The organism is Pseudonocardia autotrophica (assembly GCF_003945385.1).
GTDB classification, from domain to species: Bacteria; Actinomycetota; Actinomycetes; order Mycobacteriales; family Pseudonocardiaceae; genus Pseudonocardia; species Pseudonocardia autotrophica.
This window is the reverse complement of the sequence record NZ_AP018920.1, coordinates 1,865,344-1,877,565: the sequence shown is the minus strand read 5'-3', so window position 1 is coordinate 1,877,565 and position 12,222 is coordinate 1,865,344. Positions and strand designations below refer to the sequence as shown.

Annotated in this window: 9 protein-coding genes; 5 read left to right on the top strand and 4 right to left on the bottom strand. The window is 73.0% G+C overall.

Annotation, left to right across the window (positions count from 1 at the left end; genetic code table 11):
- Positions 1-67 precede the first annotated feature (67 nt).
- The gene (locus tag Pdca_RS09000; RefSeq protein WP_085915687.1) at positions 68-2,215 is read right to left on the bottom strand and encodes a malate synthase G; all 2,148 of its coding nucleotides are present in this window, start codon (positions 2,213-2,215) and stop codon (positions 68-70) included.
- Between the two features lie 180 nt (positions 2,216-2,395).
- Here Pdca_RS09000 and Pdca_RS08995 point away from each other — a divergent pair, with 180 nt between their 5' ends.
- From Pdca_RS08995 to Pdca_RS08980, 4 genes are all read left to right on the top strand, one after another.
- Positions 2,396-3,844, top strand: coding sequence for an FAD-binding oxidoreductase (locus Pdca_RS08995; RefSeq protein ID WP_085915707.1), 1,449 nt, complete (start codon positions 2,396-2,398; stop codon positions 3,842-3,844).
- Between the two features lie 13 nt (positions 3,845-3,857).
- Positions 3,858-5,087 carry an FAD-binding oxidoreductase gene (locus Pdca_RS08990; RefSeq protein WP_085915686.1) on the top strand — a complete coding sequence of 410 codons (1,230 nt, stop codon included), beginning with the start codon at positions 3,858-3,860 and terminating at the stop codon, positions 5,085-5,087.
- 7 nt (positions 5,088-5,094) lie between these two features.
- Complete coding sequence (locus Pdca_RS08985) at positions 5,095-6,519, top strand: (Fe-S)-binding protein (protein ID WP_085915685.1); 1,425 nt, start codon at positions 5,095-5,097, stop codon at positions 6,517-6,519.
- Positions 6,520-6,636: 117 nt separating this feature from the next.
- Positions 6,637-8,322 carry an L-lactate permease gene (locus Pdca_RS08980; protein ID WP_085915684.1) on the top strand — a complete coding sequence of 562 codons (1,686 nt, stop codon included), beginning with the start codon at positions 6,637-6,639 and terminating at the stop codon, positions 8,320-8,322.
- An 11-nt stretch (positions 8,323-8,333) separates the two neighbouring features.
- Here the strand turns inward: Pdca_RS08980 and Pdca_RS08975 are convergent, their stop codons facing one another.
- Positions 8,334-8,648 (bottom strand): hypothetical protein, encoded by a 315-nt coding sequence (locus Pdca_RS08975; protein WP_125911334.1) that lies wholly within the window; start codon positions 8,646-8,648, stop codon positions 8,334-8,336.
- 321 nt (positions 8,649-8,969) lie between these two features.
- Here Pdca_RS08975 and Pdca_RS08970 point away from each other — a divergent pair, with 321 nt between their 5' ends.
- Positions 8,970-9,173, top strand: a complete 204-nt coding sequence (locus Pdca_RS08970) for a hypothetical protein (protein WP_085915682.1) — start codon at positions 8,970-8,972, stop codon at positions 9,171-9,173.
- Positions 9,174-9,281: 108 nt separating this feature from the next.
- Here the strand turns inward: Pdca_RS08970 and Pdca_RS08965 are convergent, their stop codons facing one another.
- Together Pdca_RS08965 and Pdca_RS08960 are read right to left on the bottom strand one after the other, a co-directional pair.
- Complete coding sequence (locus Pdca_RS08965) at positions 9,282-11,048, bottom strand: L-lactate permease (protein ID WP_085915681.1); 1,767 nt, start codon at positions 11,046-11,048, stop codon at positions 9,282-9,284.
- Between the two features lie 106 nt (positions 11,049-11,154).
- Positions 11,155-12,141 carry a thiamine-phosphate kinase gene (locus Pdca_RS08960; protein WP_269462864.1) on the bottom strand — a complete coding sequence of 329 codons (987 nt, stop codon included), beginning with the start codon at positions 12,139-12,141 and terminating at the stop codon, positions 11,155-11,157.
- Between the last annotated feature and the right edge of the window lie 81 nt (positions 12,142-12,222).

Below are 12,222 nucleotides of genomic sequence, written 5' to 3'. Positions count from 1 at the left end.
CTCCTCCTCACACGCGTCGGCGCCCCCGGACCTCGGGTCCGGGGGCGCCGACGATGACGCGGAACGATCAGGCGTTGCTCTTGGCCCGCTGCCGCCAGCGGGTCAGCGTGCGCTCGGTGTAGCCGTTCGGCTCGGTCGCGCCGGTGAGCACCAGCTCCAGCGCGGCCTGGAAGGACTCGCTGCCGGCCGGGTCCTCGGCCATCGGGGGGTAGCCCGGCTCGCCGGCGTTCTGCTCGTCGACGACCGCGGCCATCCGGGCGAACGTCTCCCGCACGGTCTTCTCGTCCACTATGCCGTGTGCCAACCAGTTGGCGACCAGCTGGGCCGAGATCCGCAGCGTGGCGCGGTCCTCCATCAGCCCGACGCCCGCCAGGTCCGGAACGGTCGAACAGCCGATGCCCATTCCCACCCAGCGCACGACGTAGCCGAGGATCGACTGCGCGTTCGTCTCCAGCTCGTGGGCGACTGCGTCGGCCGACAGCGACGCCGGGTCGGCCAGCGGCAGCTCCAGCAGCTTCCGCCGCGGTGCGACCGGGCGCGCGGTGATCCCGGACTGCACCTCGTGCACGTCGACCCGCAGGTAGTGCAGCGCGTGCAGGGTGGCGGCGGTCGGCGAGGGCACCCAGGCGCAGTTCGCGCCGGCCTTCGGGTGACCGATCTTCTGCTCGATCATCTCGGCCATCGCGGCCGGCTTGGCCCACATGCCCTTGCCGACCTGGGCGCGGTGCGAGAACCCGGCGGCGAGTGCGACGTCGACGTTGCGGTCCTCGTAGGTCTGCAGCCAGGTGGTCGACTTCATGTCGCCCTTGGGCAGCACCGGGCCGGCCTGGAAGCAGGTGTGGATCTCGTCACCGGTCCGGTCCAGGAACCCGGTGTTGACGAAGATGACCCGCTCGCGCGCCTCGGCGATGCAGGCACCGAGGTTCACGGTGGTCCGCTTCTCCTCGTCCATGATGCCGATCTTGAGAGTGTTCGGGCTCAGCCCGAGCGCCTCCTCCACCGCCGCGAACAGCTCGACGGTCAGCGCGACCTCCTCGGGACCGTGCTGCTTGGGCTTGACGATGTAGACGCTGCCCGCCCGCGAGTTGGTGTGCGGGCCCTTGTGCTGCAGGTCGTAGAGCCCGGCGACGGCGGAGACGAGCGCGTCCAGCACACCCTCGGCGATCTCGTCGCCCTGCGCGGTCAGCACCGCGCTGGTGGTCATGTGGTGGCCGCAGTTGCGGACCAGCATCAGCGAGCGGCCGGGCAGGGTCAGCGCCGAGCCGTCCGGCGCGGTGTACTCGCGGTCCGGGTTGACCCGCCGGGTGACGGTCCGGCCGCCCTTGTCGAACTCGGCGACCAGGTCGCCGGTGAGCAGACCCAGCCAGGTGCGGTACGCGGCCGACTTGTCCTCGCCGTCGACGGTCGCGACCGAGTCCTCGAGATCGACGATGGTGGTGACGGCCGACTCCAGCACGACGTCGGCGACGCCGGCGTGGTGCTGGCGCCCGACCCGGGCCGTCGGGTCGATGCTCAGCTCCAGGTGCAGGCCGTTGCGGGCGAGCAGCACGGCGCCGCGACCGTCGGCGTCGGTGGCCCGGTACCCGGCGAACTGCGCGGGATCGGCGAGCACGACCGGCCCGTCCGCGGTGTCGGCGACCAGCCCGTCGGGGGCGGCGCGGTAGGCGCTCACCCCGGCGTGGCTGCCACGGGCCAGCGGGAACAGCTCGTCGAGCAGCTCGTCGGCGGCGGCGATGACCTGGGCGCCGCGCTGCTCGTCGTACCCGGCGGCGAGCTCACCCTGCTGTGGGAGCGCGTCGGTGCCGTAGAAGGCGTCGAACAGCGAGCCCCAGCGGGCGTTCGCGGCGTTCAGCGCGTAGCGCGGCACGGTCGACGGGACGACCAGCTGCGGGCCGGGGATCTCGGCGATCTCCGGGTCGACCCGGTCCACGCTGATCGCGGGCGAGGCGTCCGGGAGCAGGTAGCCCAGCTCGGTCAGGAACGCCTCGTAGTCCTCGACCGTGCCGGCACCGTTCTCCCGGTGCCAGGTGTCGATGCGGGACTGGAGGTCGTCCCGGCGGGCGAGCGCGTCGGCGATCTTGGGCGCGAAGCGCTCCTGCAGCCGCGCCAGGGTCGACCAGAACGACTCGGCGGTGAGACCCACCTCGGACAGGAGCTCGTCCTCGACGAACGCGCGCAGGTGCGGATCGACCTGCAGCCCGGAGCTGTCGGCCATCTGTGACCACCCTCTCTACATGTGCCTGGGACTGGCTGCATTTCTACCAGTGGACTATCTTTTCCGCATCATGAAAGTGACGCGGCACGCGGTGCGTCTCCGACCGACGTACCCTCGCGTGAGCCCGACCACGCTCGGCACGCAGCCGGAGGGAGCACAGTGACCGCTTCAGAGACGTCTCTGGACCCGCGCATCCGCAGCGAGTTCGTGACACTGCTCGGCGCCGCCGACGTGATCGACGACCCGATCCGTACCCGCACCTACGAGTGCGACGGACTGACCAGCAGCCGGGTCGTCCCGGAGCTGGTGCTGCTCCCCCGCACCGCCGACGACGTCGCCGGATGCGTCCGGATCTGCGCGCGGCACCGCATCCCGTTCGTCGCGCGCGGCGCCGGGACCGGGCTCTCCGGCGGCGCGCTGCCGGTGGCCCGCGGCGTCGTCATCGGGCTGAACCGGCTCAACCGGGTGCTCGAGGTCGATCCGGACAACCGGCGCGCCGTGCTGGAGCCGGGCGTCACCAACTCCGAGATCACCGCGGCGGCCGCGCCGTACGGCCTCTACTACGCGCCCGACCCGTCGTCGCAGCAGGTCTGCACGATCGGCGGCAACGTCGCGGAGAACTCCGGCGGCGCGCACTGCCTGAAGTACGGCTTCACCACCAACCACGTGCTGTCGATCGAGGTCGTGCTCCCGGACGGCTCGCAGGTCACCCTGGGCGGCGACTCCGCCGAGCAACAGGGCCCCGACCTGCGCGGAGTGTTCCTCGGCTCGGAGGGGACCCTCGGCATCGTCACCGCCGTGACCGTGCGGCTGCTGCGCACCCCGGAGGTCATGCGCACGCTGCTGGCCGACTTCCCGTCGGTCGCCGCGGGCGGGCAGGTGGTGTCCGACATCGTCGCCGCCGGGATCGTCCCGGCCGCGGTGGAGATGATGGACGCACTGGCGATCGAGGCCGCCGAGGGCGCCACCGGAGCCGGCTACTCGCTGGACACCCCGGCCGCGCTGGTCGTCGAGCTCGACGGCACCGTCGAGGAGTGCGAGGAGCAGTTCGCGCAGGTCAAGGAGATCTGCGACCGGCACGGCTGCACCCGGCTGCATGTCGCGGGCTCGCCCGAGGAGCGGGCGAACATCTGGCGCGGCCGCAAGGCGGCGTTCGCCGCGGTCGGCCGGATCTCGCCGGACTACATCGTGCAGGACGGCGTCGTCCCCCGGACCCGGCTCGCCGAGGTCCTGGAACGGATCGAGGAGATGGGCGTCGCCGCGGGACTGCGGGTCGCGAACGTCTTCCACGCCGGGGACGGCAACCTGCACCCGCTGGTGCTGTTCTCCGCCGCCGAGGGCCAGACCGAGCGGGCCGAGCACCTGTCCTCGCAGATCGCCGAGCTGTGCGTCGAGATGGGCGGCTCACTGTCCGGTGAGCACGGCATCGGCACCGACAAGGCCTGCTCGATGCCCGCCATGTTCGGCGAGGACGACCTGGCCGTGATGGACCGCGTCCGGGCCGGGTTCGACCCGGACCACATCTGCAATCCCGGCAAGCTGCTGCCCACCCCACGGCTCTGCGGCGAGAAGCCGGGCCGGTACCGGCCGCATCCCCTGGAGGAAGCCGGCCTGATCGAGCGTCTCTAGAAGGGCCCGAACCATGACCCGCGCTGCACCCACCACGCTGCGCCCGGCCTCGGCGAAGGAGGTCCGCGACGCCGTCCTGGACACCCCGGGCCGGCTCGCGATCTCCGGAGCGGGCACCGCCCGCCGCTGGGCCGGGCGGCCCGCCGAGCCCGACGCCACGATCGACCTGTCCGGGCTGTCCGGGGTGATCACCCACAATCCCGGCGACATGACGGTCTCGGTGCACGCCGGGACACCGGTCCGTGAGCTGCAGGAACAACTGGCCGAGCACGGCCAGCGGCTGGCCCTGGACGCCGCCCGGATCGACCGCGGCGCGACCGTCGGCGGGCTCGTCGCGACCGCCGACGCGGGACCGTCCGCGCTGGTCTACGGCGGCATGCGGGATCTCGTGATCGGCACGACGACGGTGCTCGCCGACGGCACGATGGTCCGCAGCGGCGGACACGTGATCAAGAACGTGGCCGGCTACGACATGGCCAAGCTGATGCACGGGTCGTACGGCACGTTCGGCCCGCTGGTCGAGGTGGTTCTGCGGTTGCACCCGGCGCCGAAGGCGACCGCCTGCATCGCGATCGACGGACCGGTGGACGCCGCCGCCGGGCACGTGCAGCGGCTGATGGCGAGCCCGCTGGAGCCGATCGCGGCCGAGTGGGTGTCCGGTGACCCGGGGACGCTGCTGGTCCGGCTGGAGGGCGGGGTCGACACCCTGCCGGTGCGCACCGGACGGCTGCTGGAGCTGCTCGGCGACGGCGCCCGCGAGATCGGACCGGAGGGATGGGCCCGGCACGCCGCGCTGACCGGGGGCACGCCGGGACAGCCGGACCCGGCGCAGGTCACCGTCGCCGCCGGCCCGGCCGGCACCTCGGCGACCGCCGTGGCCGGGGCGGGCATCGCCGATCCGGCCGGGAGCGGTGCCGCCGATCCGGCGGCCGGCGCCGTCGTCCGGATCGGCTGCGCGCCCGCCCGGCTCGCCCCGCTGCTCGCCGGTCTGCCCGCCACCGCCGTCACCGCGGGCCTGGCCACCGGCGTCGCCACGGTGACCGTGCCCGGCGCGGCGGTCGCCGAGGTGCACGAGGCGGTGGCCGCGGCCGGCGGCACCTCGGTGCTGCGGGACCGTCCGGACGCACTCGATGCCCCGGCCTGGGGCCCGGCACCGTCCGCACTCGCCCTGCTCAAGGCCGTCAAGACCCAGCTCGACCCCGAGGCCCGGTTCGCCGCCGGTCGCTTCGACCCCTGGATGTGAGGCACGCATGACGAGCACCCACGACCCCGCCCAGCCGTCCGCGTTCGACGGCGTGCACCCGCCGGAGCGGGAACTGCTCGACGACTGCGTGCACTGCGGGTTCTGCCTGCCGACCTGCCCGACCTACGTGCTGTGGGGCGAGGAGATGGACTCCCCGCGCGGCCGGATCCTGCTGATGGACCTGGCCGAGAAGGGGGATATCGGGCTCGACGGCCCCTTCACCCAGCACATGGACAACTGCCTGGGCTGCATGGCCTGCGTGACGGCCTGCCCGTCCGGCGTGCAGTACGACAAGCTGCTGGAGTCGGTGCGCCCGCAGATCGAGCGCAACGTCCCCCGCAACCGGGCGGACAAGCTGTTCCGGGACGCGATCTTCGCGCTGTTCCCCTACCGGCGGCGGCTGCGGGTGGCCGCGCTGCCCGGCGCGCTCTACCAGAAGCTGCGCGCCGTCCCGGCGATCCGGAAGCTGGCGGAGACGTTGCCCGGCCGGCTGCCGGCCGGAACGATGCGGCGGCTCGCCGCCATGGAGTCGCTGCTGCCGCCGGTCTCCGTCCGCGAGGCCTTCGCCACGCTGCCGGTGCACACCCCCGCCGTCGGACGCCGCCGGGCCCGGGTCGCGCTGCTCACCGGCTGCGTGCAGGACGTGTTCTTCCACCGGGTCAACGAGGCCACCCTGCGGGTGCTCGCCGCCGAGGGCTGCGACGTGCTGGTGCCGCGTGACCAGCAGTGTTGCGGTGCACTGGAGGTGCACGCCGGCCGCGAGGAGTCGGCGCTGGCCAGGGCCCGGCGCACGATCGCCCGGTTCGAGACGCTCGACGTCGACGCGGTCGTCACCAACGTCGCGGGCTGTGGCTCGTCGATGAAGGACTACGGCCACCTGCTCGCCGACGACCCGGAGTGGGCAGCCCGGGCCGCCGCGTTCTCCGCGCGCTGCCGGGACGTGCACGAGGTGCTCGCCGAGCTGTACTCGCGCCCCGAGTCCGACGACGGCGGGCCGCGTGCCCCGAGGACCCCGGTCCGCGGCCGGGTCGCCTATCACGACGCGTGCCATCTCGGGCACGCCCAGGGCGTGCGCTCCCAGCCGCGGGAGGTGCTGCGGACGGTGCCGGAGCTGGAGCTGGTCGACATCGCCGAGGCGTCGCTGTGCTGCGGCTCCGCCGGGATCTACAACATGATCATGCCGGACGCGGCCGCCGAGCTCGGTGAGCGCAAGGCCGGGAAGATCCGGGACGCGAAGCCCGACGTCGTCGTCACCGCGAACCCGGGCTGCCTGCTGCAGATCGCCAAGTACCTGCCCGGATCCTCCGAGGGCAGCGGCTCCTCCGGCAGCAGCGGTCCCTCCGGGGACACCGCGTTCGCCGACGTCCCGCTGCTGCATCCGGTGCAGCTGCTCGACGCCAGCATCCGCGGGGTGGCACTGCCCCGCCGCTGAGTCCCGGCCGGGGGTGTGAGCGATCCGGGCATCGCACCCCCGGGTTCCCGGACGCACTGACTTATCAAGCAACGTTCCATCCTGCAATTCCGCGATGCGGATGCCAGACTCCGCTCCATGACGAAATGGTCAGCGCCGCCCCTCTCGTCGGACACCCTCACGGCCCTCGCCCAGGGCCCCTACCAGCAGGATCCGGAGGCCGTCGGCGGCTCCCTGGTCACCTCGGCCATGGTGTCGATGCTCCCGCTCGCCACCGTCTTCGTGCTGCTGGGCGTGTTCCGGCTCAAGGCCCAGTGGGCGGCGCTGTCCGGCCTGGCGGTGGCGCTCGTCGTCGCCGTCGCGGGGTTCGCGATGCCGGCCGGGCAGGCACTGCTGGCCGCGTCGCACGGCGCGTTCTTCGGGCTGTTCCCGATCCTCTGGATCGTGGTGAACGCGCTCTGGGTCTACAACATGACCGTCTCCACCGGGCACTTCGACGTGCTGCGGCGCAGCTTCGGCGCGCTGTCGTCGGACACCCGCACCCAGGCGATCCTGGTGGCGTTCTGCTTCGGCGGGCTGCTGGAGGCGCTCGCCGGGTTCGGCGCCCCGGTCGCGATCACCGCGGTGATGCTGATCGCGCTCGGCTTCGACAAGCTGAAGGCCGCGGTGATCGCGCTGGTCGCGAACACCGCACCGGTCGCGTTCGGCGCGATGGGTGTCCCGGTCATCACGCTGGCCCGGGTCTCCGGGCTCCCGCTGGACCAGGTGTCGTCGGTGGTCGGACGCCAGACGCCGCTGCTGGCCCTGTTCGTGCCGCTGGTGCTGGTGTTCATCGTGGACGGCGTCCGCGGGATCCGGGAGGCCTGGCAGCCGGCCCTCGCCGGTGGCGTGGTCTTCGCGCTCGGCCAGTTCCTCACCTCGAACTTCGTGTCGGTGGAGCTGACCGACATCGTCGCCTCGCTGGCCGGTGCGCTGGCGATCGTCGGACTGGCCCGGCTGCGGCCGGGCGCGGCGTGGGCGGCCCGCCGGCCCGCCCGGGTCGGCGCCGGGACGGCCGGCCCCGACGACGGGGAGCCGGCGGACACGCCGCGCGACATCCGGCTCGCCTACCTGCCCTACGTGGTGATCGTCGCGGTGTTCGCGCTCGCCCAGATCCCCGGGCTCAAGGGTGTGTTGGACTCGCTGAAGCTGGCCTTCGACTGGCCGGGGATGGCGGTGCTCGATCCGCAGGGGGAGCCGCACAGCAGCACGGCGTACACGCTGACCTGGGTGTCCACCGCCGGAACGCTGATGGTGGTCGCCGCGGTGATCATCGCCGCGCTGCTCGGGGTGTCCGCCCGCCGGGCGCTGCGGATCTGGGGCGAGACGGTGCACGACCTGCGGTGGGCGATCGTCACCGTCACGTCGGTGCTCGCGCTGGCCTACGTGATGAACGCGTCGGCGCAGACCACCGCGATCGGGCTGCTGATCGCCGGGGCGGGCGGCGCGCTGGCGTTCCTGTCGCCGGTGCTGGGCTGGTTCGCGGTGGCCGTCACCGGTTCGGACACCTCGGCGAACGCACTGTTCGGGTCGCTGCAGGTGACGGCGGCGAACAGTGCCGGGCTCCCGCCGGACCTGCTGGCCGCGGCGAACTCGTCCGGCGGTGTGCTGGGCAAGATGCTGTCCCCGCAGAACCTGACGATCGCCTGCGTCGCGGTGAAGCTGGAGGGGCAGGAGGGCGTGCTGCTGCGCCGGGTGATCGGGTGGAGCCTCGGCATGCTGGTCGTGCTGTCCGCGATCATCGCGCTGCAGGCGACGCCGGTGCTGGGCTGGATGCTGCCGTGACCGCGCGCCGGTCAGTAGGTCTGGCGACGCGACCGGCGTGCGGTGCGGCGGTGCGACCGGCGCCAGGCCGTCGGGCCCGTGGTCGGCTGGGCCGGCGGGTCGGCACGGGTCGCGCGCCGGGGAGCAGGCGCGGCCCCGTCCCGCGGACGCGGCTGTCCCGAGCGCAGCTCGCCGCGCAGCGCACCCAGCTCGGCGCGCAGCGCGAGCAGATCCCACTTGCGTGCGGTGTCGGCCCGCTCCAGGTGCTCGATCCGCCGGTGCGTGAGGACCAGCAGCACCCCGGCGAGGACCAACCCCGCCAGTGCCGCCCAGGCCACTCCTGTCACCGGCCCCGACACCTCCGCTCCGCTGTCCGACGACCGTCCGTCGCACCGATCTCGTACGGTAGCCCGATCGGGGCCGGTGACCGGCTGTCCGGGTGAGGCACCGCACGCTTTCCGGCCGGCCGTGCGTACTACCCTGCACCGTGCAGGCATCGTCGCCCGCGCTCCCGGTGACCGCCCGCTCCGCGGGCCTCCCGCGCCCCGCCCGGACCCCCGGGTCGTGCCGGCGCCCTCCCGTCGACGGTGCGCGGGCCGGCACATCGAGGAGGCTTCGTGCGGCAGACCACCGGTAACGGAACGACCACTCAGGGCGATGGAGCGGTCGTGGAGCAGTCCGTGACCCCGTCCGCCCGTCATTTCCCGCAGACCCTCGTCGCGATGGACCCGCCGACCCTTCCGGCAGCGGGCATGACCCCACCGCCGCCGGAGTTCCGGCAGTTCCCGACGCCACAGCGCTCCGTTCCCGGGCACCCGCGGCTGCGCGGGCGGCTCCGCCGGGTCCTGCTGTTCTGGCGCCGCGGCAGCTGAACGGCGCTCCCCCCGGAGCACCCCGCACCGACACCGTCCCGGTCACGCATGCGTGACCGGGCCGACGTGCGTCCGGGTGTGGCCGGTTGTGGCCGAGGCCCGGTCGGGTCAGGTCCGGACCGGCATCGACCGGCGCAGCCCGACGACGACCGCGGCCAGTGTCATCAGCACCAGCGCCAGCAGCGCGGTACCGATGTTGAAGCCGAGCCCGTAGATCAGCACGAACGACAGTCCACCGGTGAGCAGGCAGTAGTAGATCGTCGGCAGGATCGTCATCCGGATGACGTCGCCCTCCTTGCCGAGCAGGCCGACCGTCGCCGATGCCGCGACGATGTTGTGCACGGTCACCATGTTGCCCGCCGCGCCGCCGACCGCCTGGGTGGCGACGACGGTCTCCGGCACGGCGCCGGTGTTCTCCGCGGTGGCGAACTGGAACAGCGCGAACGTCAGATTCGACACCGTGTTGCTGCCCGCGACGAACGCACCGAGCGCACCGATCCAGGGCGCCAGGATCGGCCACGACGTCCCGGCCAGGCTGGCCGCGCCCTCGGCGAGGGTCAGCGGCATACTGTCCAGCCCGGTGGTGTTGAACTCGGCGCCGGAGTTGATCAGGATCCGGACCAGCGGCACCGCGAACAGCAGGGCGACCGCCGCGCCGGCGAGCTGGCCCGCCGACACCGTCCAGGACCGGGCGATCTTCCGCCCGTTCATCCGGTGCATCACGTAGGTGATCAGGCAGACCAGCAGGAAGATCCCGCCCGGCGAGTACAGCACCTGCACGTCGGCGGCGATGCCGGTTCCGAGGATGTCGGACGGGCCGATCGCCACGGCCTGCAGCGCCTCCTTGATCGGCTCGATGGTCCGGGTGAGCACCAGGATCGCGGCGACGAGGACGTAGGGCAGCCAGGCCAGCCAGGTGCTCATCCGGGTGCCGGCGACCGAGGTGTCCGGCTCGATGTTGCCGATCCAGCGGTCCAGCCACTGCTCGCGCGGCGGGAAGTCCCAGTTCCGCTCGGGCATCAGGAATCCGCGGCTGGAGGTGAACATCACCAGTGCCAGCCCGATCAGGCCGCCGAGCAGCGACGGGAACTCCGGGCCGAGCAGCCCGGCGACGAGCACCGACGGGACGGTCATCGCGAACGCGGCGTAGAGCGCGAACGGCCAGATCGCCAGGCCCTCGGCGAAGCTGCGGTTCGCGCCGAAGAAGCGGGTCAGCAGGCAGACCAGGAACAGCGGGATCAGGGTGCCGGCGACGGCGTGCAGCGCGGCGACCTGGAACCCGATCTGCGAGAGGTAGCCGGCCTGGTCCAGCCCGAGCACGGCCATCCGGGCGTCCACCTCGGGTGATCCGGAGAGCCCTTGGCCGATACCGGTGAGCACCGGTGTGCCGGCCGCACCGAAGCTGACCGGGGTGGACTGGATGACCATGCCGACCAGCACCGCGGCCAGCGCCGGGAAGCCGAGCGCGAGCAGCAGCGGCGCGATCACCGCGGCCGGTGCGCCGAAGCCGGCGGCCCCCTCGATGAACGACCCGAACAACCAGCCGATGATGATCGCCTGGACCCGGCGGTCACCACTGATGCTGGTGAAGCCGGAACGGATGGTGGCCAGCGCCCCGCTCTGGGTGAGCGTCTGCAACAGCAGCAGGGCACCGAAGATGATGTAGAGCAGCCCGCCCGCGATCACCAGCCCCTCCAGGGAGGCGGCGGCGATCGTGGTGGTGTCCATCCCCCACACCAGTGCGCCGATCAGCGCCGCGACCACGAAGCCCAGCGGCATCGCGTACTTCGCCGGCCAGCGCAGGCCGACGAGCAGGATCGCGACGACGAGGATCGGGGTGAGCGCCAGCAGGCTGAGCACGCCCAGGTTGTCCACGGTGACATCTCCTCGTGTGGCGGATTATCCGGACAGAACGCCCGAATCAACACGAACGTCAAGGACCCTGTCACCCGAACAGGCGCACTCGCAAGCCCCCGTGGAATCAATATTTCGCGAAGTGGATCCATCCGGCGTCGCCGTCGTAGGGCCGCCCGTCCACCGTGACCTCCGGGCCGGCGGAGTCGGCCGGCTCCACCGTGCCCACCTCGGCCCAGTCCGCCGGCAGCGCCGTGTCCGGCGGGAACGTCGCGACCAGCGCGTGGTCCTCGCCCCCGGTGAGCAGCCAGCGCAGCGGGTCCAGACCGAGCGCGGAGCCGATCTCGGCCAGTCTGGCCGGGACCGTGAACGCCCGCGACCGCAACCGCACCGCCACCGCGGAGGCGCGCGCCACGTGCGCCAGATCGGCCAGCAGCCCGTCCGACACGTCGATCATCGAGGTGGCACCGGCGGCCGCCGCCGCCGGACCGGCGGCGTAGGGCGGAACGGGCACCCGGTGCGCGTTCACCAGCTCCGCCGGCGACCGGAACCCGCGGCCGAGCACCGCCAGCCCGGCCGCCGACCAGCCCAGCCGTCCGCACACCGCGACCCGGTCACCCGGCCGGGCGCCGGACCGCAGCACCGGCTCCCGGCCCTGCAACGACCCGAGCGCGGTGACCGACACCACCATCACCGGCCCCGACGTCAGGTCGCCTCCGACCAGCCCGGCACCCGCCGACGACGCCTCCGCCCACAGGCCGTCGGCCAGCTCCTCGAGCTGCTTCGCGGGCGTCTCGGACGGGCAGGCCAGCCCGACCAGCAACGAGGTGGGCACCGCGCCCATCGCGGCCACATCGGCCATGTTCGCCGCGGCCGCCTTGCGGCCCACCTGCTCGGGGGTGGACCAGTCCAGCCGGAAGTGCACGCCCTCGACGAGGACATCGGTGCAGGCCACCACCCGTCCGTCCGGGGCGGCGACGACCGCCGAGTCGTCGCCGGGCCCCAGCAGGGTGGTGTCCGGCTGGACACGGTCGGTGGTGATCCGGTCGATCACCCGGAACTCACCCACCTCCCTCAATGAGACGCTCGCCTCGGAACCGCCCTCGGGCGTGATCGCGGATGGGGACACGGGGGCTGCCTCCGGTAGGTTCGGCGTCCGACATTCCTGCCGTCAACCATCCGGCAGGGCGGCACG

Bases quoted from the DNA above. Each gene is read 5' to 3' on its own strand.
- Pdca_RS09000 (WP_085915687.1), bottom strand. From the start codon at position 2,215: ATGGCCGACAGCTCCGGGCTGCAGGTCGATCCGCACCTGCGCGCGTTC.
- Pdca_RS08990 (WP_085915686.1), top strand. From the start codon at position 3,858: ATGACCCGCGCTGCACCCACCACGCTGCGCCCGGCCTCGGCGAAGGAG.
- Pdca_RS08985 (WP_085915685.1), top strand. From the start codon at position 5,095: ATGACGAGCACCCACGACCCCGCCCAGCCGTCCGCGTTCGACGGCGTG.
- Pdca_RS08980 (WP_085915684.1), top strand. From the start codon at position 6,637: ATGACGAAATGGTCAGCGCCGCCCCTCTCGTCGGACACCCTCACGGCC.